Origin of the sequence: Tardiphaga sp. 839_C3_N1_4 (assembly GCF_051811045.1) — a bacterium.
Taxonomy (GTDB): Bacteria; Pseudomonadota; Alphaproteobacteria; order Rhizobiales; family Xanthobacteraceae; genus Tardiphaga.
The window spans coordinates 5,465,152-5,490,737 of the sequence record NZ_JBPWQD010000001.1 but is presented as its reverse complement, the minus strand read 5'-3'; the positions used below and the strand labels follow the sequence as shown (position 1 = coordinate 5,490,737).

At 62.1% G+C, this 25,586-nt stretch carries 23 protein-coding genes; 10 read left to right on the top strand and 13 right to left on the bottom strand.

Translation table 11 applies throughout. The features are described from left to right. Nucleotides 1–2 precede the first annotated feature (2 nt). From AB8A38_RS26315 to fabI, 4 genes are all read right to left on the bottom strand, one after another. Nucleotides 3–1,193: an adenylate/guanylate cyclase domain-containing protein gene (locus AB8A38_RS26315; protein WP_439088612.1), complete on the bottom strand. Its 1,191-nt coding sequence runs from the start codon at nucleotides 1,191–1,193 to the stop codon at nucleotides 3–5. A 52-nt stretch (nucleotides 1,194–1,245) separates the two neighbouring features. Beyond that, nucleotides 1,246–2,331, bottom strand: coding sequence for a chorismate synthase (gene aroC, locus AB8A38_RS26310; RefSeq protein WP_092145082.1), 1,086 nt, complete (start codon nucleotides 2,329–2,331; stop codon nucleotides 1,246–1,248). Between the two features lie 161 nt (nucleotides 2,332–2,492). Further along, nucleotides 2,493–3,092: a histidine phosphatase family protein gene (locus tag AB8A38_RS26305; protein WP_439087918.1), complete on the bottom strand. Its 600-nt coding sequence runs from the start codon at nucleotides 3,090–3,092 to the stop codon at nucleotides 2,493–2,495. Nucleotides 3,093–3,104: 12 nt separating this feature from the next. Next, complete coding sequence (fabI, locus tag AB8A38_RS26300; protein ID WP_439087917.1) at nucleotides 3,105–3,926, bottom strand: enoyl-ACP reductase FabI; 822 nt, start codon at nucleotides 3,924–3,926, stop codon at nucleotides 3,105–3,107. Between the two features lie 226 nt (nucleotides 3,927–4,152). On the opposite strand from fabI, the gene AB8A38_RS26295 reads away from it, so the two are divergent. Both AB8A38_RS26295 and AB8A38_RS26290 read left to right on the top strand, forming a co-directional pair. Beyond that, nucleotides 4,153–4,641 (top strand): sigma-70 family RNA polymerase sigma factor, encoded by a 489-nt coding sequence (locus AB8A38_RS26295; RefSeq protein ID WP_439087916.1) that lies wholly within the window; start codon nucleotides 4,153–4,155, stop codon nucleotides 4,639–4,641. A gap of 18 nt (nucleotides 4,642–4,659) precedes the next feature. Further along, nucleotides 4,660–5,433, top strand: coding sequence for an anti-sigma factor family protein (locus AB8A38_RS26290; RefSeq protein ID WP_439087915.1), 774 nt, complete (start codon nucleotides 4,660–4,662; stop codon nucleotides 5,431–5,433). 25 nt (nucleotides 5,434–5,458) lie between these two features. Here the strand turns inward: AB8A38_RS26290 and AB8A38_RS26285 are convergent, their stop codons facing one another. Both AB8A38_RS26285 and AB8A38_RS26280 read right to left on the bottom strand, forming a co-directional pair. Next, entirely contained in the window at nucleotides 5,459–6,433 is a 975-nt protein-coding gene (locus tag AB8A38_RS26285) for a DnaJ C-terminal domain-containing protein (RefSeq protein WP_315843347.1), read from the bottom strand. A 140-nt stretch (nucleotides 6,434–6,573) separates the two neighbouring features. Then, nucleotides 6,574–6,945, bottom strand: a complete 372-nt coding sequence (locus tag AB8A38_RS26280; protein ID WP_439087914.1) for an RT0821/Lpp0805 family surface protein — start codon at nucleotides 6,943–6,945, stop codon at nucleotides 6,574–6,576. Between the two features lie 164 nt (nucleotides 6,946–7,109). Here AB8A38_RS26280 and pdxH point away from each other — a divergent pair, with 164 nt between their 5' ends. Both pdxH and AB8A38_RS26270 read left to right on the top strand, forming a co-directional pair. Next, the gene (gene pdxH, locus AB8A38_RS26275) at nucleotides 7,110–7,760 is read left to right on the top strand and encodes a pyridoxamine 5'-phosphate oxidase (protein ID WP_439087913.1); all 651 of its coding nucleotides are present in this window, start codon (nucleotides 7,110–7,112) and stop codon (nucleotides 7,758–7,760) included. A 65-nt stretch (nucleotides 7,761–7,825) separates the two neighbouring features. Then, nucleotides 7,826–8,545 carry an SDR family NAD(P)-dependent oxidoreductase gene (locus tag AB8A38_RS26270; protein ID WP_089265492.1) on the top strand — a complete coding sequence of 240 codons (720 nt, stop codon included), beginning with the start codon at nucleotides 7,826–7,828 and terminating at the stop codon, nucleotides 8,543–8,545. 1,095 nt (nucleotides 8,546–9,640) lie between these two features. On the opposite strand, the gene AB8A38_RS26265 is transcribed toward AB8A38_RS26270, so the two are convergent. Then, a complete protein-coding gene (locus AB8A38_RS26265) occupies nucleotides 9,641–10,621 on the bottom strand; it encodes a magnesium transporter CorA family protein (RefSeq protein ID WP_089265493.1) in 981 nt (326 codons plus the stop codon). Nucleotides 10,622–11,064: 443 nt separating this feature from the next. Between AB8A38_RS26265 and AB8A38_RS26260 the strand changes: the two genes are divergently transcribed. Continuing rightward, nucleotides 11,065–11,751 (top strand): L,D-transpeptidase, encoded by a 687-nt coding sequence (locus AB8A38_RS26260; RefSeq protein ID WP_315843350.1) that lies wholly within the window; start codon nucleotides 11,065–11,067, stop codon nucleotides 11,749–11,751. A 308-nt stretch (nucleotides 11,752–12,059) separates the two neighbouring features. Here AB8A38_RS26260 and AB8A38_RS26255 read toward each other — a convergent pair whose 3' ends face one another. Continuing rightward, entirely contained in the window at nucleotides 12,060–13,151 is a 1,092-nt protein-coding gene (locus AB8A38_RS26255; RefSeq protein WP_439087912.1) for an extensin family protein, read from the bottom strand. Between the two features lie 88 nt (nucleotides 13,152–13,239). Between AB8A38_RS26255 and AB8A38_RS26250 the strand changes: the two genes are divergently transcribed. Further along, nucleotides 13,240–14,868: a fatty-acid--CoA ligase gene (locus tag AB8A38_RS26250; protein WP_439087911.1), complete on the top strand. Its 1,629-nt coding sequence runs from the start codon at nucleotides 13,240–13,242 to the stop codon at nucleotides 14,866–14,868. A gap of 64 nt (nucleotides 14,869–14,932) precedes the next feature. Here AB8A38_RS26250 and AB8A38_RS26245 read toward each other — a convergent pair whose 3' ends face one another. Both AB8A38_RS26245 and AB8A38_RS26240 read right to left on the bottom strand, forming a co-directional pair. After that, entirely contained in the window at nucleotides 14,933–15,388 is a 456-nt protein-coding gene (locus tag AB8A38_RS26245) for a GatB/YqeY domain-containing protein (RefSeq protein WP_093756874.1), read from the bottom strand. A gap of 142 nt (nucleotides 15,389–15,530) precedes the next feature. After that, nucleotides 15,531–17,156: a glycosyltransferase family 39 protein gene (locus tag AB8A38_RS26240; RefSeq protein ID WP_439087910.1), complete on the bottom strand. Its 1,626-nt coding sequence runs from the start codon at nucleotides 17,154–17,156 to the stop codon at nucleotides 15,531–15,533. 308 nt (nucleotides 17,157–17,464) lie between these two features. Here AB8A38_RS26240 and carA point away from each other — a divergent pair, with 308 nt between their 5' ends. The 3 genes from carA to AB8A38_RS26225 all read left to right on the top strand — a co-directional run bounded on the left by carA (nucleotide 17,465) and on the right by AB8A38_RS26225 (nucleotide 20,891). Further along, on the top strand, nucleotides 17,465–18,655 hold the full coding sequence (carA, locus tag AB8A38_RS26235) for a glutamine-hydrolyzing carbamoyl-phosphate synthase small subunit (protein WP_439059556.1): 1,191 nt from the start codon (nucleotides 17,465–17,467) through the stop codon (nucleotides 18,653–18,655). Nucleotides 18,656–18,790: 135 nt separating this feature from the next. After that, nucleotides 18,791–19,285 (top strand): PaaI family thioesterase, encoded by a 495-nt coding sequence (locus AB8A38_RS26230; RefSeq protein WP_439087909.1) that lies wholly within the window; start codon nucleotides 18,791–18,793, stop codon nucleotides 19,283–19,285. A gap of 106 nt (nucleotides 19,286–19,391) precedes the next feature. Continuing rightward, nucleotides 19,392–20,891: an ATP-binding protein gene (locus AB8A38_RS26225; protein WP_315843361.1), complete on the top strand. Its 1,500-nt coding sequence runs from the start codon at nucleotides 19,392–19,394 to the stop codon at nucleotides 20,889–20,891. 5 nt (nucleotides 20,892–20,896) lie between these two features. Here AB8A38_RS26225 and AB8A38_RS26220 read toward each other — a convergent pair whose 3' ends face one another. Continuing rightward, nucleotides 20,897–22,336, bottom strand: coding sequence for a helix-turn-helix domain-containing protein (locus AB8A38_RS26220; protein ID WP_439087908.1), 1,440 nt, complete (start codon nucleotides 22,334–22,336; stop codon nucleotides 20,897–20,899). A 146-nt stretch (nucleotides 22,337–22,482) separates the two neighbouring features. Here AB8A38_RS26220 and AB8A38_RS26215 point away from each other — a divergent pair, with 146 nt between their 5' ends. Further along, entirely contained in the window at nucleotides 22,483–24,120 is a 1,638-nt protein-coding gene (locus AB8A38_RS26215; protein WP_068734918.1) for an isocitrate lyase, read from the top strand. 127 nt (nucleotides 24,121–24,247) lie between these two features. Here AB8A38_RS26215 and AB8A38_RS26210 read toward each other — a convergent pair whose 3' ends face one another. Both AB8A38_RS26210 and AB8A38_RS26205 read right to left on the bottom strand, forming a co-directional pair. After that, on the bottom strand, nucleotides 24,248–24,535 hold the full coding sequence (locus tag AB8A38_RS26210; protein ID WP_184511564.1) for a YciI family protein: 288 nt from the start codon (nucleotides 24,533–24,535) through the stop codon (nucleotides 24,248–24,250). Between the two features lie 64 nt (nucleotides 24,536–24,599). After that, on the bottom strand, nucleotides 24,600–25,571 hold the full coding sequence (locus AB8A38_RS26205; protein WP_439087907.1) for a sugar ABC transporter substrate-binding protein: 972 nt from the start codon (nucleotides 25,569–25,571) through the stop codon (nucleotides 24,600–24,602). Nucleotides 25,572–25,586: the final 15 nt, after the last annotated feature.

Here is a 25,586-nt window from a genome sequence, read left to right as displayed (position 1 = left end):
TCTCAGCCGGCGACCGCGGTTTCATCGCCCAATCCATAGACCTGCTCGGCCTTGGCGAAGCCGGCGATGGGAAATTCACCGAGATCGGCCCAGTCGGCGCGTGTCGCATCAGCAAAAGCGGTCGACGCGACCACAGTTCGATGCAGTTTGCCGGCGATCTTCTCCAGACGTGCGGCGAGATTCACCGCGGGGCCGATACAGGTGAAATCGAGCCGGTTGCCGCCGCCGATATTGCCGTAAAGCACCTTGCCTACATGCAGTGCCAGACCGAAGCGAAAGCGCTCTTCGGCACCTGTCGCATCCGACCAGCGCAGCGCTTCGACGGCAGCGCTGGCTTCACGCGCGGCCTCCAGCGCATGGCCGCAAACCGTCGAACGATCCGCATCATCCTCGGCAATAGGAAACACGGCCAGCAGACCATCGCCCATGAATTTGAGCACTTCGCCGCCATGCTTGAGAATCGCAGGCACCTGACAATCGAAGTAGTGGTTGAGAATCTCGACTACGCTTTCCGGCGGCAATCGGTCCGACAGCGCCGTAAAGCCGCGCAGATCCGACAACCAGATCGCTGCGCGCATGGTCTCGGTATGGCCGCGTCGGATCTGACCACCGAGAATACGTCCGCCAGCGCGATTGCCCACATAGGTATCGAGCAGTGTCACCGTCACTCGTCGTATGCCGATGACCTCGATCAACCGCGCCAATGTCGGCAGTACCGTTTTCAAGGCGGCCAGCTGCTCATCCGTAAAACCGCCAGGCTGCTTCGTGGTCCAACTCGATGCGTGGAGCATGTTGTCGACGAAGGTGAGCGGGATCGCGATATAGTCGGTAACGCCTTCAGCGCGCATATCGTCGAAAAAAGGAAAGGGTGTGGTTGATGGCTCATGAAGTCGACTGCGAACCTCGACACCTTCACGGAAGACCAGCGCAAGCGGACTGCTGAGGAATTCCGGCGCCTCCTGAATGTCGAAATCAACCGAGCTGAGGACCACCCCGGTCTCCGGACGCCAGATGAAATTGCGGCCAAAGATTTCCGGGTGCAGGGTGCGGATGAAGATGCCCACGCGGTATAGCGGCAGCCCCGCAGCGACGAGCCGTTCACAACATTCCGCCATCATGCGCGATGGCGTCGGCGCGGATCGCGCACCGTCACTGAGCCAATCGATGATCTCTCTGAGCTTATCGGGCAACACGGCTGGCACTTTCGAACTCGCGCGAACGCGGGCTTCGGTCAGTCATTCAAGTCTAGCCGACCTGCCCGCGATGCCGAATGAAATGATCGGCAAGCACACAAGCGGCCATGGCTTCCGCCACCGGTACCGCACGGATGCCGACGCAGGGATCGTGGCGGCCCTTGGTCAGGATATCCGTATCGGCGCCATTGCGATCGACGGTCTTGCGCGGCGACAGGATCGACGATGTCGGCTTCACTGCAAAACGTGCCACGACCGGCTGGCCTGTGGAAATGCCCCCGAGAATGCCGCCGGCATGGTTCGACAGGAAAGACGGGCCGTGGTTGGTCATGCGCATCTCGTCCGCATTGTCTTCCCCGGACAATTCCGCCGCACCAAAACCGTCACCGATCTCGACGCCCTTCACCGCATTGATGCTCATCAGCGCCGCTGCCAGATCGCCATCGAGCTTGGCGTAAATGGGCGCGCCCAAACCTGCGGGCACGCCGTCAGCGACCACTTCGATCACCGCGCCGATCGACGAGCCGGATTTCCGGATACCGTCGAGATAGCCCTCGAAGAACGCAGCCTTGTCCTTGTCCGGGCAGAAGAACGGATTGCGCGCAACCTCATCCCAGTCCCAGTTGCCGCGGTCGATCTTGTGCGGTCCCATCTGCACGAGCGCCGCACGCACAGTCATGCCCGGCACGATCTTGCGCGCAATGGCGCCAGCGGCCACGCGCGTCGCCGTCTCGCGGGCTGACGAGCGGCCGCCGCCGCGATAATCGCGCAACCCGTATTTGGCTTCATAGGTGAAGTCGGCATGGCCCGGCCGAAACTTGTCCTTGATGTCCGAATAGTCCTTCGAGCGCTGGTCGGTATTCTCGATCAAGAGCGCAATCGGCGTCCCCGTCGTGACCTGCACACCGGTTTCCGGATGCGCCATGACCCCGGACAGGATCTTGACCGCGTCAGCTTCCTGCCGCTGCGTAGTAAAGCGCGACTGGCCGGGACGACGGCGATCGAGATCGGCCTGGATCTCGGCCACATCCAGCGGGATCAGCGGCGGACAGCCATCGACCACGCAGCCGATCGCTACCCCGTGGCTCTCGCCAAAGGTGGTGACACGGAACATGTGGCCGAAGGTGTTGTGGGACATGGGAGTTCCGGGATCGCAAAACCAGACAAAATCGACACTTGTCGTAGCGACAAGTGGCCGGAATCGCAAACTCCGTCATGGCCGGGCGCGTCCCGGCCATCCACGCCTTAACGCCATCTCAAGACGTGGATGCCCGGCACAAGGCCGGGCATGACGGAGTTCTAGCTAAACTTCTCCAACCCGCCTTCGCCGAACACGTAAACCGCGCCCTGCTGGATCGGCAGCTCACTGACGCCGTCCGGCGTCTCAAAGCCCAGTGCCACCATCAGAGCGCGCGCCGTGCCGCCATGCGCCACCGCGACGGTATCGCCCGTGAGGCCTTCAACCCATTCGCGCATGCGGAGTTGCACCTCAGCGTAGCTCTCGCCGCCTGGCGCCGGCAGGCTCCATTTGTCTAGAAGACGCGCCGCAAAGATGTCGGGATGCGCAGCTTCCTGCTCGGCCAGCGTGAATCCTTCCCAGTGGCCGAAGCCGATCTCACGTAGACGATCGTCGAGGCCGTAGTCGTCATGCGGCAGATCGAGCTTGCCGCGCACCAGCTCCATGGTGTTGCGCGCGCGGCCGAGCGGACTGGAGACGAACGCGACATCGCCGCTGGTGCGCCCGTCCCGGGCCAGCAGGTCTTTCAGCACGGTGCCGGCATGCGCCGCCTGCTCCCGGCCAAGATCGTTGAGCGGGATGTCCTTCGAGCCCTGAAAGCGACCGGCGGCGTTCCACTCGGTCTGACCGTGGCGAATATAATAGATGGTTGGCTTCGGCATGGACGTCAGCAATCAGTCCTTGCCGCTCATGCTGATGTCCGGCGCATCCGGCACCTTGGTGCCGAGCACATGATAGCCGGCATCGACGTGATGCACTTCACCGGTCACGCCGGTGGACATATCGGACAGGAAATACACCGCGCTCTGGCCAACTTCGTCGATGGAAACGTTCTTGCGCAGCGGCGCGTTGACCTCGTTGTATTTCAGCAGATAGCGGGAGTCGGCGATCCCTGCGAAGGCCAGCGTCTTGATCGGGCCGGCAGAGATCGCATTGACGCGAATGCCCTTCACGCCCAGGTCAGCCGCCAGATAGCGTACGCTGGCTTCTAGCGCAGCCTTGGCGACACCCATCACATTGTAGTTCGGCATCCACTTCTCGGCGCCGTAATAAGTCAGCGTAACAATGGAGCCGCCCTCGGTCATCAGCTTCTCGGCGCGCTGTGCGATGGCCGTCAGCGAGTAGCAGGAGATCAGCATGCTCTTGCTGAAATTCTCGGCCGATGTGTCGACATAGCGACCTTCGAGCTCGTCCTTGTCCGAGAAGGCGATGGCGTGGACGACAAAATCGATCTTGCCCCATTTCTCCTTTACCCGGTCGAACACCGCATCGATGGTGGCTGCGTCGGTGACGTCGCAATGCCCCAGCAACTCGGCCCCGAGCTCGGCGGCCAGTGGTTCGACACGCTTCTTCAGCGCATCGCCCTGATAGGTCAGCGCAATCTCCGCGCCCTGCGCCTGGCACGCCTTGGCGATGCCCCAGGCAATGGAACGATTATTGGCCACGCCGAGAATAACGCCGCGCTTGCCCTTCATCAGGCCTGAAACTTCACTCATGTCGCATCCTGTTTTGCTTGGCTGACAGCCTTGGCAGTCCATGCCGATCTGGGCTTGGGGTACACCAGCACTTGCGTTCGGTACAGCCCAAAAGCCGGGTTATGCGGCTGTTTACCGTCCGGGCTTAACGCCGGAATAGACGGTCCGCCAAGGTGTTATGATAGATGCGGCGCAATTGCGGACCGCCCAAGATACCGTCAGGATTGCAACGGATGGCACGAGCCCAATGAGCGCCTTTCGCGAAAGCGTTGAGAGCATGATTCCGGCGCTGCGCCGCTATGCGCGAGCGCTGGCACGTGACACCGACATTGCCGATGACCTGGTGCAGGACACGCTCGTGCGCGCGCTGCGCTCGGAGAAGTTGTTCATCGGCGGCGATCTCAGAAGCTGGCTCTATACGATCCTGACCAATCTGAACCGCAACCGCCGCCGGTCGCTGGCACGCAAACCCGTCTTTACCGAGCTGTTCGACAACAATCCGGATGCCAGCGGGACTGAAGCCGAAGGGCGCGACATCTCGCGCGCCCTCGCCGCCCTCGTCGAAGAGCAGCGCTCGGTGCTGCTGCTCGTGATGCTCGAAGGCATGAGCTACCGCGAAGTTGCCGACATCCAGGGCGTGCCGATCGGCACCGTGATGTCACGCCTCGCCCGCGCCCGCGCCCATGTCAAAGCCTATCTCGACGGCGAGCGCCCGGCGCTGCGCGCGGTCAAATGATTTAAAGGGAAGATGATAATGACCGGACCGAACATTCCCGTGACCGAAGACGAATTGCACGCCTTCGTCGACAATGAATTGCCGGCCGAGCGCCGCGCCGATGTTGAGGCCTGGCTCGCGACACATCCTGACGATGCCGAGCGCGTCGCATCATGGCGCGCGATGGCCGAACTGCTGCATGCCCGTTACGATGCGATCGCCGACGAGGCCGTGCCAAAGCGGCTGGAGATCGAGCGACTGGTTCAGCAGCCGCGATCATGGCTTTATGGCGCGATCGCCGCAACGCTGGTAGCCTTCGTTGCAGGTGGCAGCGTCGGCTGGCTCGCACATGGCGTATCAGCTTCGCCCTCAGCGTTCCAGAATTTCACCGTGGATGCACTCGGTGCGCATCGGCTCTATGTGGTCGAAGTGCGCCATCCCGTCGAAGTCGCAGGCAATGAACGTGCACATCTGCAGCAGTGGCTATCGAAGCGCGTTGGCTATGAGATCAAGGCGCCCGAACTCGATGCGGCCGGATTGAAGCTGGTCGGCGGACGCTTGCTGCCCGGCCCCGAAGCGCCTGCGGCCTTCTTCATGTATGAGAGCCCGTCGGGCGAGCGCTACACGCTCTACACTTCGCGTGCGGCGAAAGCCGACGCCACCCAGATGCGCTATGCCGCGCAGGACAAGGACGGCGCCATGTTCTGGGCCGACAAAGGCGTCGGCTATGTCGTGTCAGGCCCGACCGACAAGGACCGGCTCAACAACGTCGCGCGCCAGATCTACGATCAGACGGAGAAGGTGGGGGGATGAGACAGCGAGCTGATCGCTGCTCGCCTCACCCCAGATCGCTTCTTGGATGATACGGGTGCCCGTCGCGCCACTTCTCCATCAGCTTTTCCAGCTCGGCATCGTTGCCGTCCAGCAGCATGATCCTGATGGTGAAGTAGAGATCGCCCGCGGCGCCTCCGGCCAGCGGCAGGCCCTTGCCCTTCAGGCGAAACACCCGTCCGCTCGACGTGTTCTTCGGAATTGAAAGCTCCACGGCACCGGTGAGTGTCGGCGCGCGCACCTTGGCCCCCAGCACGGCTTCGTACAGCGTGATCGGCAGATCGACGCGCAGGTCGTTGCCATCCACCTTGAAGTGGGCGTGGGGCGCGACGGTGACCGTGATCATCAGATCGCCGGGACGATGTCCTGGCGCGCTTTCGCCCTGGCCGCGGAGCCGGATCTGCTGGCCCGACGTGACGCCGGCCGGTATCTTGACGTTCAATTCCTTGCCGGACGGCAGCCGTACGCGCTTCTCGGCGCCCTTCACGGATTCTTCCAGCGTCACCGTCATGGCGACGTTCAGATCCAGATCGGGCATCCCGCCGGCATAGCCGCCGGTGTCGAATTCAAAGCCCTGCGCGCCGGGACGCGCGCCGCGCGGGCTGGCGCCACCGAACATGCTGTTGAGGATATCCTCGAAACCGCCACCGGCACCGCCGGGAAAGCCCTGCTGCGCACCGGGACCGCCGCGAAAGGCGTGCTCAAAGCCACGCTGCGACGCGCCCGCGCGGCCGCCGCCCGGAAATCCCTGGAAGCGTGCTTTACCCTCGGCATCGATCTCGCCGCGGTCGAACTGCTTGCGCTTGTCCTCGTCGCCGATGATCTCGTTGGCCGCATTCAATTCCGAAAACCGGTCGGCGGCTTTCGGATCGTCCTTGTTGCTGTCGGGATGATGCTTCTTGGCGAGCTTGCGATAGGCACTCTTGATCGCCGCAGCGCTGGCGCCCCGCTGCACCCCCAAGACCTCATAGGGGTCGCGCATCCGTCGTCTCTCCTTCAGGTAACTAAAAGGCGGGCCACCGGCCCGCATGTTGAATTTGCAGGCCGAAACCCGTCTCTCTCTTCATCTGGTGACTTCGTGTCATTTTTGCAACTCGGCCGCAAGCGGCCGGCCGGTGAAAACTAGCTCCGTTTCCACGGCTTCAGCGTATGCACGTCCCAGCTGCCGCGTTCACCCTTACAGGCCGCACCTTGCATCCAGCTTTCGCTGGTGCCGTTGACATAGCTGGCCAGAAAATCCCTGCAGGTGCGACCTTCCGCGACATAGGCACTGGACAGAGGCGTCACCGATCCGCGCGCCCCGGTCGACGGGTTTTCCCACGGCTGGCTGGAATCCTTGCTGCCCTTGGTGAGGACGTCGGAGGCCGCAGTGCGCGTCAGGACAAGATCGGCTTCGGTGGGCTCGTAATTGGTGGCCTGGACCGATGCCGGCGAAATGGAGCCGGTGACATCGCCGCCTTCCATCCTGGCCAGCGCGGACTCGTTTCGGCCCATACTGCAACCACCGAGGGTGCTGCCGATAAGAATTGCTGTCAAAGCCGCACCGAGCGGGCAGATGGCCGATAGGCCAATGCGTTGCCGTATCCTATATAGGTCTTGCCTATGCAGGTGCAGCAGCAAGCTCTCTACAACAGGCCAACGCAAGCGGAACTCCGGACATGACCGACACGACCTCTCCCATCAAAGACTCAACTCCGTTAACGTCAGGTGATTTTACGGCCGCTGCGGAACCATTTGCGCTGTTTTCCGAGTGGTTTACCGAGGCAAAGGCCTCAGAACCCAACGATCCCAACGCGATGGCGCTGGCCACCGTCGACGCCGACGGCCTGCCGGACGTCCGCATGGTGCTGATGAAGGACTATGACGCCGACGGTTTCGTGTTCTACAGCCACATTGCCAGCCAGAAGGGTCAGGAGCTCGCCGCCAATCCCAAGGCCGCGCTGCTGTTTCACTGGAAGTCGCTGCGCCGGCAGGTCCGCATTCGCGGTCCCGTCACCCGCGTGACCGATGCCGAGGCCAACGAGTATTTTGCGACCCGCCCCAAACAGGCGCAGATCGGCGCCTGGGCGAGCAAACAGTCACAGCCGCTGGAAAGCCGCTTTGCGTTCGAACAGGCCATCGCCAAGGAAGGCGCCAAGCACCTGATCGGCGCCGTTCCGCGTCCGCCAGGCTGGAGCGGATGGCGCATCACGCCTGTTCGTTTTGAGTTCTGGCACGACCGGCCGTTCCGCCTGCACGACCGCATTGAATTCCGCCGCGACAACTCGGCAGCAGATACGTCCTGGACCAAGGTGAGACTGTATCCGTGAACGCCGACAACGAGACGAGAACCAGACACGTGAACCATCCAGGATCGAACGCGCCCAAGCGCACCATGCTGCTGACCGGCGCAAGCCGCGGCATCGGTCATGCCACCGTGATGCGCTTTTCCAGTGCCGGCTGGCGTGTGCTCACCTGTTCGCGGCATCCGTTTCCGGAAGTCTGCCCATGGGATGCCGGCCCCGAAGATCACATCCAGGTCGATCTCGCCGATCATGACGACACTGTCCGCGCCATCGACGACATCAAGGAACGGCTGAACGGCGGCGCGCTGCATGCGCTGGTGAACAATGCCGCGATCTCACCCAAGGCCGAAGGCGGCGCGCGGATGGGTTCCATCGATACTGACGTCGCAACCTGGAGCCACGTCTTCAACGTCAATTTTTTCGCGCCGATCATGATGGCCCGCGGGCTGATCGAACAGTTGAAGGCGGCCAAAGGCTCGGTGGTGAATGTCACCTCGATCGCCGGCTCGCGCGTGCATCCGTTTGCCGGTGCGGCCTATGCCACATCGAAAGCGGCGCTGGCGTCGCTGACCCGCGAAATGGCGTCGGATTTCGGCCGCCTCGGCATCCGCGTCAATGCCATCGCGCCGGGCGAGATCGACACCTCGATCCTGTCGCCGGGCACGCAGACCATCGTCGATCAGCAGATCCCGCTGCATCGGCTCGGCACGCCCGACGAAGTCGCCAAGATCATCTATGTGCTGTGTACGGAAACGAGTTCATACGTGAACGGCGCCGAGATCCACATCAATGGCGGCCAGCACGTCTGATCGGCGGTAACGGGTGGGAAATAGTCATGCTGAGGACCGCGCCATTCTGGCGCTCCTCGAAAAGCGCGGGATTTTCTAGTCCGCGTAAAATTTCCGCGGCATCGGCGCAGCCGCGCTGATCCCCGCGCTGGAACAATCGTCTTCGGATTCGCCATCCATCAACCCGGCACCACAATGCCGACAGGTGCGCGCAGACATCGCCTGCGCCCGACCGTTGGCCATGCGCGCCTGTTGATAGCACCTGAGATCGACGACGTTCCGTCCCGATGTTTCTGTTTTGTCAACCATTGCTGTCCTCATCGCTTCTGACAGCGTTATGACAGCAACCATTAGCGCAACCGTTCAGCGGAACGCTCGAATTTTACCGGATAAATTGTGGCGGGAATCGCGCGAAGCCTATGATCATTGGGCTTTTCGAACACGCATCATGAATGCGTTTTGATAGTTGGAAAAAGATTCAGACATCCGCGCATTTATGGTCCCGCGAGCCAGCGCTCCAGGTTGTCGAAGTGGTGTCCCCTCCTGAAACATGAGGGGTGGCGGCGCGCCTGACGGCGCAAATAGTGGTAATTTTCGCGATCCGCTTCGCCGTCGGCGACGAAGCTGCAACCACGCAACGCCATCAGGCGCGCCACCGCGGCTTTTCTGTCCCCGGGGCCGTGCTTCCGGGTACTGGGCACGAGCCTCGGCTCGCTGATCCGGCAGCTTTCGCCGCCTTTGCCCGCACCCGTCCAGCCGCAAGCGGCAGAGCCCCGTAGTGGGCCCGGACGGCTACCCAAGGCCTCCCGAGTGAGCAGGGTACGTCACCCCACACCCGCAGGCGCCACATCCTGCCCCACTTCAAGACGCCTCATGAAGCGCCCATCGTGAACCGGATATGTGGAGGATAATCCTTCTAGGTATATTGCCAATAGTGAGCAGGAAAAGATGTTTAAGTTCTACCCTCTCGACTGTCATTCCGGGGCGCGCTCTTGCGCGAGCACGGAATCCATAACCACGATCGCGCGTATGGATTCCGGGCCTACCCCCAGCCGGCTACGCCAGCCGGGCGCATCCCGGAATGACAAATGAGAGGTTAGTGCCTTCCTACGCGCCCTACAGCCACTTCTTCCACTTGAAGAACATGTAGGGTAGCACCGCGGCGAACAGCATCATGATCAGCGCCATGGGGTAACCGACATCCCATTGCAGTTCCGGCATCGCCTTGAAATTCATGCCGTAGACCGAGGCGATCAATGTCGGCGGCATCAGCACGACGGCCATGACCGAGAACAGCTTGATGATGTTGTTCTGTTCGAGATTGACGACACCGAGCATCGCATCGAGCGTGAAGGTGATCTTGTTCGACAGATAGGAGGCGTGATCGGTCAGGGAGACCACGTCGCGCTGCATGGTCTTGAGCTGCGCGCGCATGTCCTTCGACCACTTCACGCCTTCGGCTTCCGCCGTGATGAAGGTGACGACGCGGCCGATCGAGACGAGGCTTTCACGCACTTTCGAGGTCAGGTCGCCCTTGCGACCGATGGTGATGAGAATTTCGGAATAACGCTTGGCATGGCCGGTCCGCAGCGACTCATCCGGCTCGAAGATGTCGTGGCTGACCTGATCGACGTCGGCGCCGACGCGTTCGAGAATGTCGGCGCAGCGATCGATCACGGCGTCGAGCAGTTCGAGCAGAATGGTTTCACCATTGGCGCCGGGCGGCGCGTTGCGGCCAAGCTTCAGTTCGACGGACGCGAACGGACGCGGTGTGTCGTAGCGCACCGTCACCAGCCGTTGCCGGGTGAGGATGAAAGTTACCGCCGTAATCCGCGGCGACTCCGTGTCGGAGCCGCACATCAAGCTCGCGGTCATGTAGCGGGCGCCGTTCTCGATATAGAGACGGCTGGAGATTTCGATCTCCTGCATGTCTTCGCGGGTCGGAATTTCCACCCCCGCCAGTTTCTCCACCGCCTTGTCTTCGGCCGGCGACGGCTTCACCATGTCGATCCACACCGCATTGTCCGGCAACGCTTCGAGATCGGTCGGCTCGGATTTTCTCAAGGCGTGATCGGCAGGGGTGAAGACAGCGAGCATGGCAACTCCGGGACATTGAAAAGGCGGGACACTGCAATACGGACGATCCGGACAGAATCGGCAGGGGCGACCGACCATGACCGATGCGGATGCAGCCGTCATGACAGCCTTTGTGCGGCGCGCCAACCCCGCCCAAACCCGGGGAATTTTTCCCGCAAGATCGCGCGTTCCATGGTCTCGATCTGACAAAATTGTCACGCGCGCATCACGGCTTCGCGAGGCGTTGCGGTTCTGCACAGGATTTGGCCGGAGGGTCGAAAATTCTGCGGCAAATATGACACAGGTTGTGCACTGCATGATGCGCAGCGCATCTAACCGCTGGAATTGCAGCGGATTTCAGCGATAGTAGCTTTAACGGAATCGTGGCGTTCGCAGGCTATTTTGGGTGCGTTTCCTTGCACCAGCCTGTCTGAATTCGGACCTCACGCAATTGGAACAATGACATGTCGCCGCTCAAGATTAAGCTTGGTTTGATTGTCGCCGCCGGCCTGATGCTGTCGGGCTGCATGCAGACCGCCACGCAATTCCAGGCCGCTCCGGAAGCCAGCCTCAAGCCGAATGACAAGGCGCAGCTCGCCAAGGCGCGTTACGCCAAGGTTGCCGTCGCCGAGCCGTTCCGCCGCGCCATCGTCGACTTCCACCGCAAGGAAGCACCGGGCTCGATCGTGGTCGATTCCGACAACCACTATCTCTACTTCGTCCAGGACGGCGGCAAAGCAATCCGCTATGGCGTGACCGTCGGCGAAGAAGCGCTGGCGTTCTCGGGCGTTGCGCGCGTCGGCAACATGGCCGAGTGGCCGAAGTGGACCCCGACCAAGGACATTCACGCCCGCATCGAAGGCCTGCCGGCCTCGGTGCCCGGCGGCGTCGATAATCCGCTCGGTGCCCGCGCCCTCTATCTCTATCAGGGCAACAAGGACACGCTGTTCCGCATTCACGGCACCAATCAGCCGGAATATATCGGTGCCTCGATCTCGTCGGGCTGCATCCGCATGACCAACGAAGACGTCATCGACCTCTATAGCCGCGTCAAGCCCGGCGCTGTGGTCGTCGTGCTCGAGCCGAAGGCCGGCGACTCGCCGTATAATTCGAAGCTGGCCCTGCAGGGCGGTGGCGGAACGCCGTACTGAGCTGACAGGGTTTTATCTGATTAGAAAAAGCGCCGGTTTTGCCGGCGCTTTTTTGTTTTGAGCAAGCTGATGACTGTTGCTTCCCTGTTTTTGCGCAGACGCTAGTGGTCTCCCTCCCCCTTGCGGGGAGGGTCGGCCGAGCGAGGCGATGCGCAGCATCGACGAAGTGGAGACCGGGGTGGGGTGCCACAAGCGCCGTCGCCTGTGGCCCCCCCACCCGACCGGCCTACGGCCGGCCACCCTCCCCGCAAGGGGGAGGGAAAAGAAAGCACCCGCCCGGACGTGGCCACAAATACGCGATCAGAACGTCACCGCAAAAAGCTGAACGGCGATGGCGGCGCAGCGCGGCGCTTCTTCGGCTTGGGTTTTGGCTTCGACTTGGGCTGTTCTTGTGGAGGCGCGGCTTCTGCTTCGGGCTCCGGCTCGGCTTCAACCGCAGGCTGAGCGGCTGCAGGCTCAGCGGGTTTCGCCGTCTCGGGCTTCGCCTCCCCCGGCTTGCCCTCGGCCACTTCGCGCGGCGGTGCTTCGTCCGGGCGCACGGCTGGCATCAGCGGTGCGATGCGCGGCCACTCGTCCCAGACATCCCACTGGCAGATGCGGTAATTGCCGCGCCGCTCGGCGATATCGAGATGGATGTGATCCTCGTGATAGCCGTCGGAACCCGGCCCCAGCACGGTGGTGAACCGCGTACAAACCGAATGCAGCACCGCCTCGCGCTGCTCGCGCGGCGTGTTGCGCTCGGTGAGCGCGATCGAGCGGCCATTGGCGAGTTTCAGCCCGCGCACGTCCAACGCATTGGCGCGGCCATGCTCTGACAGTTTTGCGCCGACGACACGGTTGCGACCGCGGCAATCGAAGGAGTCGAAATTATCAAGTTCGAGGAGCTTGGTGCCGAGGCTGGTCGCGAGCGGCGCCATGTCGGCGCGGATCCACTCGGCCACGGCCGTTGCCATGGCGCAGCGCATCGTTCCCGCCGGCTTCAGCGGCACGCGCGTCTTGTCCGGCAGCACGACCGCTTCCAGCCGCACCATGTCGGGGCCGCCGCAGGCGCCCGGCCCCTTGATGTCGGGAATACTCGGCGCCACGGCGATGGCATCGGTGAGCGCCAAGCGGCAGGCTGAAGGCGGCGGCGGCTCCGGCGGACGCGCTTCGGCAGCAGGCTTCTCAGGCTCGGCTGGTTGCTCCGATTTCGCAGGCTCCTCACCGGGCTTTTGCGCGGGCTCGATCGCCGGCGCTTCTACCGGGCGGGGCTTTGGCAGCGGCACACGCGATGTCGTCAGATAGGCCTGCGCCGGCGCGGCCACCAGCAGCAACGCCAGAACCGCTCCAATTGTCCTTTGGTCGCAGCCGGATAGGCCAAAAGTCCATTTCCGGGCCGCTTTCCCCGCGCTAAACTTCATGCCAAGACCTAAAGCAAGAAGACGGTCGAAGTTCCCCGGCAACGATCGGGGAGCCGGCACGGCAATCACAAGACGGAGGAACGATCAAATGCGTGGCTTGATGCAAGACTGGCCTTTGCTGTGTCATCGGATCATCGATCATGCGGCCCAAGTCCACGGCGAGCGCGAGGTCGTGACCAGATCAGTCGAAGGTCCCATCCACCGCACCAATTACGCCGAAATTCGTACCCGTGCCCTGAAGGTCGCACAGCGTCTCGACCGCGAGGGCATCAAGATGGGCGACCGCGTCGCCACCATCGCGTGGAACACGTGGCGGCACCTGGAAACGTGGTACGGCATCATGGGCATCGGCGCCATCTGCCACACCGTCAATCCACGTCTATTCCCGGATCAGATCGCGTGGATCATCAACCATGCGCAAGATCGCATCGTGATGACGGACCTGACCTTCATCCCGATCCTCGAGAAACTCGCCGACCAGTTGCCATCAGTTGAGCGCTACATCGTCTACACTGACAAGGCGCACATGCCGCAGACCACGCTGAAAAACGCCGTGGCCTATGAGGACTGGATCGCGGAAGTCGACGGCAACTTCGAATGGAAGGAGTTCGACGAGAACACCGCAGCGGCGATGTGCTACACATCGGGAACAACAGGCGATCCGAAGGGCGTGCTGTATTCGCACCGCTCCAACGTGATGCATGCACTGATGGCCAATACCGGTGACTCGCTCGGCGCCAATGCCGCCGACACCATGCTGCCGGTGGTCCCGCTGTTCCATGCCAATAGCTGGGGCATCGCGTTTTCCGCGCCGTCGATGGGCACCAAGCTCGTACTGCCGGGCGCCAAGATGGATGGCGCCTCGATCTACGAATTGCTCTCGACCGAAAAGGTGACGCATACCGCGGGCGTGCCGACAGTGTGGCTGATGCTGCTCAACTACATGTCGCAGAACAATCTGAAACTGCCCGACCTGCGCATGGTGGTGTGCGGCGGCTCGGCGATGCCGCGCTCGATGATCAAGGCCTTCGTCGACATGGGCATCGGCGCGCGCCATGCTTGGGGCATGACGGAGATGTCGCCGATCGGCACGCTGGCCGCGTTGAAGCCGCCCTTCGACCAGCTCGAAGGCGATGAGCGGCTGGATATCCTGCAGACCCAGGGCTATCCGCCATTCGGCGTCGAGATGAAAATCACCGACGACAGCGGCAAGAGCCTCCCCTGGGACGGCAAGACCTTCGGCCGTCTCAAGGTGCGCGGCCCGTCGGTATCATCAGCCTATTTCCGCGTCGAGGACGAGATCCTCGACGAGGAAGGCTACTTCGACACCGGCGACGTCGCGACCATCGACGCGCATGGCTATATGCGGATCACCGACCGCTCCAAGGACGTCATCAAGTCCGGCGGCGAATGGATTTCGTCGATCGATCTGGAAAACCTTGCCGTCGGTCATCCGCAGGTGGCGGAAGCCGCCGTCATCGGCGTCTATCATCCGAAGTGGGACGAGCGCCCGCTGCTGATCGTCCAACTCAAGCAGGACCAGACCGCCACGCGCGAAGACATCCTGAAATATATGGATGGCAAGATCGCCAAGTGGTGGATGCCGGACGATGTCGTGTTCGTCGATGCGATCCCGCACACGGCCACCGGCAAGATCCTGAAGACCGCGCTGCGCGATCAGTTCAAGACGTATAGCCTGCCGACGGCAGCGGCGTAGTCAAAGAAAAAACCTCTCCTCGCATTGCGAGGAGAGGTTTTCATTTTGTGAGGCGACGAGAGCCTCAGCCGTTCAGTGCGGCCTTGACCAGACCGCTGGCCTTGCCGAAGTCCATCTGGCCGGCATATTTCGCTTTCAGCGCGGCGATCACCTTGCCCATGTCTTTCATGCCGGCCGCACCCGTCGCTGCGATCTCGGCTGCGATGGCGGACTTGGTCTCGTCCTCCGACATCTGCTGCGGCAGATAAGCGGAGATGATCGCGATTTCCTCGCGCTCCTGGGCCGCGAGTTCGGCGCGGCCGCCCTTGTCATAGAGCTCGACGGATTCCTGGCGTTGCTTGATCATCTTCTGCAGCAGGCTCAGCAGGTCGGCGTCCGACAGCGGTGGCTTGCTCTGGCCGCGCGCTTCGATATCGGCATTCTTGATGGTCGAATTGACCATGCGAAGCGTCGAAAGCTTGCGCTCGTCCTTGGCCCGCATGGCGTCCTTGACGGCGTTGTTGATGTCATCGCGCAGCATCTGCGTCTCCTCTTGCGGCCGCCAATCGCAGCGCCGGAACTCGGTTGGCCCCGATCTAAGCGTTTTAAGGGGTATGCACAACTGCACCCGCCAATTCTCGGGGACGCCGCCCGGAGCTGTTGCCTGAACCTACTGCCCAAACCTATTGCCGATGGCTGGAGCTGAAATCCTCCACGCCTGCGGACAGCGGCCCGGGCGCATTGGCCCCAGCGACGTATGGCAGAACCATCAATGCCGATATGGTGGCCGGAATACCGGCCTGGCCCCATAGCCGGGGCTGAACCTCGAAATCAAACCTGACGTGCCGCGGCTCGAGCATCGCGACCTTGCCCATCCACATCAGGCAATCGCTATCTGTCGCAAAGCACATCGAAGCCCACCCCTTCTGCAGCGTCGTCGCGCGCGGCATGCCCCAAGTGTACTGGAACTGGAACGGGCGGCTGTAGACGGGATGGTCAGGGCTGTAAAAGGCCGTCGCGAATGCCAGCCCGTCGTCGCCACTGATCCGCGGCATCGGCCGGCCTGTCATCTGGTGCCACCGGTCGGTCAGCTCTTGAGCGGCCAGCCGATAGTAAGTCCGCTCGTTAGGATTGATGCTGTTGCGGTAAATCGCATGGATCGGAGCCGCCACAACGGTTGCGATGATGGCGATGCCTGCGACGAACACCACCATATTGACCACATACAGGCGTTCGAGCGTGAAGCGGGCGCCGCAGACGATCAAAACGGCAGGCAGGAACAAGCCCTGGAGCGCCCATAGCGAAGGCATGTCGGTGCCAAGCGTGACGGTTGTCATAACCGGCAGCAGTACGGTGCCGATGAACACCCAGAACAGCAGCAGCAATCCTGGACCCATCGCACGGAAATCGGCCGAAAAGTACTTCAGGCGCAGCTCGGCCGATAAAACCCAGACAATAGCCGGCAGCGCCAGCGTCGCCGCGAGACCGAGCAAAAACATGCTGGCTTCGATGAGTGACTGACCAAAGTCGATGCCGCCGTGAACCTGCATGGCATAGGTGAACGGCGTAGCACCGGTCGTCACGAGCCAATGGATGTGCGGCCCAAGGGCAATGACCCCGGCGAGTGTCGAGACCCACGGTGCCCAAGACCGGAAATAGACCGCCCGCTGCGGATGTACGATCGCTGCCAGCGCGAAGCTGGCGATCAGGAAGATCGAATAATATTTGCCGAGCATCGCCAGCGCGGACAGGACGCCGGCGGCGGCAGCCCAGCCGATAGCGCGCGTTTCAAAGGAGCGCAGGAAGCAATAGGTCGCCAGCGGCCAGACCGCGAGCAGCACTGTGTTCGCGTTGAAGCGCTGGGCATGGAATTGATAGGCCGGAAGCAGCATCAGCAGCAGCAGCACGACGGCTCGCGAATCGCCGCGCACGAAGCGGCGCGCAATCAGATCGACGGCCCAGAGCGCCACCGCGGCATTGGTCATCGACAGCAACTGGAACGACCAGTCGGTCAGCGGGAAAACCAGCGTCCACAGCCGCGCGACCCAGCCCATCAAAGGCGGATGTTTGGGATTACCCCACGCGAATTCGCGCCCAAGGGTCCAGGTTTCCAGCGCATCCGCATGCAGATCGCCGCTCTGATAGGCGATCACCAGAAACAGCAGCCAGATTCCCGCGAAGCCGACGATCAGCACAGGAATCGTCCCGCCCGCCTCGATCCCATCGAGGAAGGTCAGAAAAGGCCTACGCCATCGCGCTGGCGCGATGGCCGAGCGCGCGGCCATCTTGGCGAAATAGTCCAATTGCACTGAAATATCCGGAAATACGGGAAGTCGTAGCTTGCTACCGGCGAAAGTGAGTTCCGGCAAGCATCCGTAATTATAATTAGTTGATTTTACATCTCATTCTGCAAATACGCGCTATCGGCGTGCAGGTTTCGCCGGACAACCGGAACACCACAATTTTGCCAGATAAGATATTATTCCTTAATTAAGCTCTGTCCGGGCCCGTTGATCGGCCAAAGCGCCGATTGCTAACCCTGCAGGCCATGGTTGACGTGTGAATCCGGCCGTTCTGGCTTTGACGGCAGCGGATGCGCGGACTATGTAGTCCCCTCATGACCCCCTCAGAAACATCTTCAGCCTGGCCGGACCACAAACCGACCGCGCTCCTCGTGCTCGCCGATGGCACCGTGCTGGAAGGCTTCGGCCTTGGTGCGGAAGGCCAGGCCGTGGGCGAAGTCTGCTTCAACACGGCGATGACCGGTTATGAGGAAATCCTCACCGACCCATCCTATGCCGGACAGCTCATTACCTTCACCTTCCCGCATATCGGCAATGTCGGCACCAACGACGAGGATATCGAGACGGTGAACATGGCGGCGACGCCAGGCGCCCGCGGCGTGATCCTGCGCTCGGCGATTACCGACCCGTCGAATTACCGCTCTTCCCGGCATCTCGACGCCTGGCTGAAGGCGCGCGGCATCATCGGCATTTCCGGCATCGACACCCGCGCCCTGACCGCGCTGATTCGCAACAAGGGCATGCCCAATGCAGTGCTTGTGCACGCGAAGGACGGCCAATTCGACCTGCACGGCCTGAAGGAAGAAGCGCGCGAATGGCCCGGCCTTGAAGGCATGGACCTTGTCCCGATGGTGACATCCGCCCAGCGCTTCACCTGGGACGAGACCCCTTGGGAATGGGAAAAGGGCTTCGGCCGCCAGACCAATCCGGAATTCAACGTCGTCGCCATCGACTACGGCATCAAGCGCAACATCCTGCGCCTGCTGGCCGGCGAAGGCTGCAAGGTCACGGTCGTTCCGGCCACGACCTCAGCTGAAGAGATCATGGCGCTGAAGCCGGACGGTGTGTTCCTGTCGAATGGCCCCGGCGATCCCGCCGAGACCGGCAAATATGCTGTGCCTGTCATCAAGCAGGTGATCGATTCCGGCGTGCCCACATTTGGCATCTGCCTCGGTCACCAGATGCTCGGCCTCGCAGTTGGCGCCAAGACCAAGAAGATGCATCAGGGCCATCATGGCGCCAATCATCCGGTCAAGGACGAGACCACCGGCAAGGTGGAAATCACCTCGATGAATCACGGCTTCGCGGTGGATGAAGCGACGCTGCCAAAGGGTGCGACGCAAACCCATATCTCGCTGTTCGACGGCTCCAATTGCGGCATCCAGCTCGACGGCAAGCCGGTGTTCTCTGTGCAGTATCACCCGGAAGCATCCCCCGGTCCACGCGACTCGCACTATTTGTTCAAGCGGTTCGCCGACCTGATGCGCGCGAACAAGGCGTCGTAGCTCTCATTTCCGTTTGCGGAATCAAGACGTCATGGCCGGGATCATCCCGGCCATTTTCGTTCCGGACGCAGAGAAGATGACATAGGGAGCAACCCTTTGTATGATGATCGTCATCAAAATTGCCGGGAACGATCCATGACCGACGCACCTGCACCCCGCTACGACGTCGTCCCCACCAGCTTGATGGCCTCCATGCCGGGGCTCGATTTCGTGCGCAAGATTTTCTCCGGCGAATTTCCGCAGCCTCCGATCATGGAGAATGTCGAGCCGTTCGATTCCACGATCGAGGCCGGCACCGTCGTATTTCACAGCGTCCCAGGCTTCCGGCACTACAATCCGATCGGATCGGTCCATGGCGGCTACGCAGCGATCCTGCTGGATTCGGCAATGGGCCTCGCCGTGCACACCATGCTGCCTGTCGGCACCGGCTACACCACGCTGGAATTCAAGATCAGCTTCATCCGCGGCATGAGCAAGGATTCTGGCGCCGTGCGCACCGAAGGCAAGACGCTGAATGTCGGCCGCCGCGCGGCGACGGCGGAAGCGCGCATCACCGACGCGAAGGGACGCCTGCTGGCACATGCGACCACAACGTGCCTCGTGTTCGAAATTCCAAAGGACGCGGCCTGACAACAATGTCCAAAGCCGTGCGGAACTCCAGGCAATCCGCCGCATGCGCTCGACGAGCCACGCTCTGGTTGGTAAGCCCTCTGCTCAAGGAGACCTGAGTCGAGACATGACCGTTGCGATCGAGATGGGGCATACGACGTCAGGCGCCCCGGCGGCTCTGGACCTTGAGGAACTGCTGGCGACGCGTCTGCTCGTACAGGGCAATTCGGGTTCCGGAAAATCGCATCTGCTGCGCCGGCTGCTCGAACAGAGCGCCCCATGGGTGCAACAAACCATCATCGACCCTGAAGGCGATTTCGTCTCGCTGGCGGAGCGATTCGGTCATCTGGTGATCGATGCCGAGGCGCATACCGAACGCGGGTTGCAGGTGGCCGGCGAGCGCGCGCGCATGCACCGCGTCTCCACAGTGCTCAATCTCGAAGGGCTGGATGCCGAGAATCAAATGCGCCGCGCCGCCGCCTTTCTGGGCGGGCTGTTCGACGCGCCTCGCGACCATTGGTATCCGATGCTCGTGGTGGTGGACGAGGCACAGCTGTTCGCCCCGGCCGTTGCCGGCGAGGTGTCCGACGAAGCCCGCAAGCTATCGCTCGGCGCCATGACCAACCTGATGTGCCGCGGCCGCAAACGCGGCCTTGCCGGCGTCATCGCGACACAGCGACTGGCGAAGCTCGCCAAGAACGTCGCGGCCGAAGCGTCGAATTTCCTGATGGGTCGCACCTTCCTCGATATCGATATGGCACGCGCCGCCGATCTTCTCGGCATGGAGCGACGGCAGGCCGAATCCTTCCGCGACCTCGAGCGCGGCCAGTTCATGGCGTTGGGTCCCGCCCTCTCCCGTCGTCCGCTGGGCCTGCGCATCGGCGTCACCGAAACAAGTCCGCGCAATGCGACCCCACGCCTGATGCCGCTGCCGGAAGCGACACTCGACGACGTACGCGCCACGATTCTCGCAGCGCCCCCGCCGGAGCCGGTGCGGCCGCAGCGCCGCGCACCGTCATCGCCGGATCTGCTTGGCCAGCTCATGGCGGCGAAGTCCGCAGCGCTGGAAATTCGGCCGGACGTGGCGGAGACGCCGATCAGCGCCGAGGAACTGGCGGAGCGGCGCATGCGCGTCGACCGCGTGTTGCAGGCCCTGATGGCGGAGCCCGATGCAGGCTTCCGGGTGGTCGGCGTGCTCTATCAGGAATTCGTGGTCCGCTGCCGCATCGAGGGTCTCGGTGCCGCCGTGCCGGACCTCGACGACTTCCGCCGCATGCTGACACGCGCCCGCGCCGGGCTCGGCTCCGACATGACCAATGATGACGGCTGGCAAGACGTCTCGGTCCGCGCCTCGATTCTGCCGGAGGATATGCAGGGCGTTTTCATGATGATCGCCCGCGCCGCCAAGGAAGGCTGGCCCTGCCCGAGCAATGCCGCGATCGCCCGCGCCTACGGCTCGCATTCGCTGCGCCGTGCACAGCGCCTGCTGAACTATATCGAGGAGCAGGGCCTCATCGTGTGCCAGCTTGATGGCGCCGGTCGGCGCATCGTGACGCTCGTCGAACTGGCGTGGGCTACGGCGCCCGGCGATCCCAATGCCGAGGAAGCTGCGGCCGAGCAGGCCTGAGCCCCTCAGTCTGCCGAGAAGCCGAACGGAACGTTCAGCGTCCTGAAATCATCGGGCAACAACTCGCGCCCGATTGGAAGCGCCGAGCGCGCAGCACATCTTGGACGATGACAGACACGGCATGCGACGCCGATCGGCGTGGGCGCATCGACGCGCGGCGCCGCCGCGTCGCGCGTATAGATCAACTGGCCCGCATATTCGGCTGCGCAACCGATCGCGATGGCGCGCTCGACGCGTTGTGCGCCGTAACCACCACCGCCAGCCGTGACGGTGCGGGCAATCGAAAAGAAGCGCTGCCCATCCGGCAATTCCAGCCATTGTGTCACGATCTGGCGCGGCGTTTTGAAAACGTCATGCACTGACCACAGCGGGCACGCACCGCCGTGCTTGGCAAATGGAAAGCCGGCGCCGTCGAGCAGCTTTGAGATGTTGCCAGCGGGGTCGACGCGGATCAGGAAGAACGGGACTTTCTCGGCGCCCGGCCGCTGCAAGGTCGTGATGCGATGCGCGGTCTGTTCGAAGCTGGCACCGAATTGGCGCGCCAGTGCTTCGAGATCGTAGCGACGGGTCTCGGCGGCGCGCGCGAAAGCCACATAGGGCATGATCAGCGCCGCAGCGGCGTAACCCGCGAGCGCCCGGCGCGCCAGCAGTTCAGCGCTCTTGGTGGTGAACTGGCCGTCTTCGAGCGCGGTGCCGATCTCGTTTTCCATTTCGAGATAGGCGAGTTGCTGCGCCAACTGGAAATGGAGGCTTGCGGTATCGAGCGAATCCTCAAGTAGCAATTGCTTGCGATGCAGATCCAGTCGCCTGACCGAGCCGAGCATGACGTCTGGCGGCAGATAGCGCACTTGCAACTTATGCCGGGTCTTGAGACGCTCGACGAAACCGCTCGGCCCCGACGTCGCCTGCACAAGACGTTCGGCCACGTCGTCGATCACAGCGAAATTGTTGCGGCGAGCTGCCAGAAACCGCCTGACCTCGGCCACGGGATCGTTGGCATCATAGCCCTCGCTATCCGAAGACGACGCGCCACCGGTGAGCGCCGGTGCGCGCCGATCCGCCAGCGCGAGCTGCTCCTCGCGATAGGCGGTGTAGAGGCGCAGGAACGCCTCGGCCATGCCGGGATAGCTCACCGCGAGATCGCTGATTTCGAGCGCGGGGATATCGATGTCCGAGAACATCGGCTCTTTCAGGATCGACTGCATCCGCGCCGTATTGTCGGCACCGCCATCGCCGGCGAGATCGGCGAGATCGATCGTGTAGGTGCGCGCCAGCCGAAGCAGCATGTCGGCCGTCATCGGCCGCTGGTTACGCTCCAGCAAAGCGACATAAGGGGCCGAAATTTCCAGATCGGCCGCCATATCGGCCTGGGTCAGGCCCAGATCGCGCCGAAGCCGCCGGATTCGCGGCCCCATGAACACCGAACGACCTGCCGAGGCGGCCATCGCACACTCCAATACCTTGTAACTACTTTACAGACTTACACGTTCAATTTGTAAAGTATGACAAGTTATCTGCGTTCCGTCTAGCGGCTGGCGATCCCGCGATTACAACCAAGGACAGGTTTTCGTCAGCCAAAGGAATCGAGAAAATGAACTTCCAGCCACGCGGGATCAGCAACCAGACCATCCTCGGCACCGGCTCCTATCGGAGCGAAGTCGAGGCGGCGTCGGCGCTGCTCAAGACCAAGGACACCTGGAACGGCGTGACCGCCGAAGCGGTCGCACGCATGCGCCTGCAGAACCGCTTCAAGACCGGTCTCGACGTTGCACGCTACACGGCATCGCTGATGCGTGCCGACATGGCCGCCTATGATGCAGACACCACCAAGTACACCCAGTCGCTCGGCTGCTGGCACGGCTTTATCGCGCAGCAGAAGCTGATCTCGGTCAAGAAGCATTTCGGCACCACCGACCGCACCTACCTGTACCTCTCGGGCTGGATGATCGCGGCGCTGCGCTCGGAATTCGGCCCGCTGCCGGATCAGTCGATGCACGAGAAGACTTCGGTCCCGGCTCTGATCGAGGAGCTCTACACCTTCCTTCGTCAGGCTGACTCGCGCGAGCTCAACGACATCTTCCGCAGCCTCGACGCCGCTCGTAAGGCTGGCGACAAGGCAAAGGAAGAAGAACTGATCAACAAGATCGACAACTTCCAGACCCACGTCGTTCCCGTCATCGCCGATATCGATGCCGGCTTCGGCAATGCGGAAGCGACCTATCTGCTCGCCAAGAAGATGATCGAAGCCGGCGCCTGTGCGCTGCAGATCGAGAACCAGGTCTCGGACGAGAAGCAGTGCGGCCATCAGGACGGCAAGGTCACCGTGCCGCACGAGGTCTTCCTCGCGAAGATCCGCGCCTGCCGTCACGCCTTCCTCGAAATGGGCGTCGAAGACGGCATCATCGTCACCCGCACCGACTCGCTCGGCGCTGGCCTCACGCAGCAGATCGCCGTCAGCCACAAGCCGGGCGACCTCGGCGACCAGTACAACAGCTTCCTTGATTGCGAAGAAATCGATGCTTCAAAGATCGGCAACGGCGACGTCGTCATTACGCGTAATGGAAAGCTGATGCGCCCGAAGCGTCTGGCCAGCAACCTGTACCAGTTCCGCGAAGGCACGGGTCAGGACCGCTGCGTGCTCGACTGCATCACCTCGCTACAGAACGGTGCCGACCTTTTGTGGATCGAAACCGAGAAGCCGAACATCGAGCAGATCGCCAAGATGGTCGATCGCGTTCGTGAGGTGATCCCGAATGCGAAGCTGGCCTACAACAACTCGCCGTCGTTCAACTGGACGCTCAACTTCCGTTGGCAGGTCTATGACGCGATGAAGGAAGCCGGCAAGGATGTCAGCAAGTACAACCGGGCCGAACTGATGAAGGTGGAGTACGACAGCACGCCGCTGGCGGTCGAAGCCGACGAGCTCATCCGGACATTCCAGGCTGATTCAGCCAAGCGTGCCGGCATCTTCCATCACCTGATCACGCTGCCGACCTATCACACGGCTGCGCTGTCCACCGACAACCTCGCCAAGGAGTATTTTGGCGAACAGGGCATGCTGGGCTACGTCAAGAACGTCCAGCGCGCGGAAATCCGTCAAGGCATCGCCTGCGCGAAGCATCAGAACATGGCTGGTTCGGACATCGGCGACGAGCACAAGGAATACTTCGCCGGTGAAGCAGCCCTGAAGGCGGGCGGCGCGCACAACACGATGAACCAGTTCGGCTAATCGTTACGGTTCAGCTCATCGTAAAACCAGCCCGGGGTCCCATCAGACCCCGGGCTGATGTCGTTGTCGGTGTACAAATGCCGAACGACTGCCTCACCGACAGGCAGGGCGCCGGCCTCCATTCCGGTTATCCCTGTCGGCGCAGGAAGCCGGTAATCGTGACCGTCTGCCAAATGCCGGCGGCAAAGAACGGATCGGCGTGATGAAATCTTTCGACCGCCGCGCGGTCGGCGGCCTCGACGAGAAACAGACTGCCAATCATGGTCTGGCCGTCATCGGCCGTCAGCGGACCGGACATGACGATCGTCACGTCATAGGCCGAGGTGTCGGACAAAAAGGCCTTGTGAGCCTCGTAGTGAGACAAGCGCCTGTCAAGCGCGCCGGCATGATCGACAGCATGGATGGCAAACAGCATACGTAGCTCCTGAAAAGCAGAAGACGGCCGCCGTTCCGCGGCGACCGTCCTGGTGGCACAGATGTTATTTAGTGCCGAGCTTCGCAGCCTCGTCCCAGCTCGGACAGGTCCGCGATTCCAGCGGCACGTCGTAGGGCTGATAATTCTCCTTGCCGATCACCGTTGGCTTGAGAACGATCTCGGTGATCACCGGCTCGTTGCGCAGCGAACGAATGGCGATCATCATGCCGAGGCATCCCTGCATGAAGCCATTGTAGTCGCCGCTCGCCAGCAATTTCCCGGACTTGATCGCGTCGATCGCCTCCTTGGTGCCATTGACGCCGATGACCTGGGCTTTGCGATTGGCACCATCGAGCGCCTCGATCGCACCGATCGCCATCGCATCATTGGCAGCCAACACACCGTCGATCTGAGTATTCGACTGCATGAGATTCTCCATGACCTGAAGCGCCTGCAGCCGTTGATAGTTACCGGGTTGCGACGCAAGCAGTTTGGCCCCCGGGTTTTCCTTCAGGGCGTCGTTGAAGCCGCGGACGCGGTCGATGCTCGTCAAGGATCCTTTGACGCCCTCAATGATCACAAAGTTGCCCTTGCCGCCCAGCGTCTTCAGCAGATAGCGCCCGGTCTCCAGACCCAGACTGTAGTCATCGGCGCCGACAAAGGCGACAAACTTGCCACCGGCGGAACGATCGGTCACGTTGACCACCGGGATCTTTGCGTCATTGATTTTCTCGACACCGGGGACCATCGCCTTGTAGTCGACCGGGATGAAGACGATCGCCGACGGCTTCTTCACCACCACGTCCTCAATCTGGCTGAGCTGCTCCGGGATGCTGTCCGGCTTGGTCGGGATATAATGCAGCGTCTTTGCCTTCATCGCCTTGGCGGCTGCGTCGGACCCGACCCGCACTGTCTGGAAGTACGGATTGGTCTGGTTTTTCGTAAACACCGCGATCGTCTCGCCGTCGGCGAACGCGTGGGATGAGAGTGATGTCGTCAGGAGCAGTGCAGCAAGCGCGCCAAAGGCTTTCTTCATAGTCGTTCCCTCCGT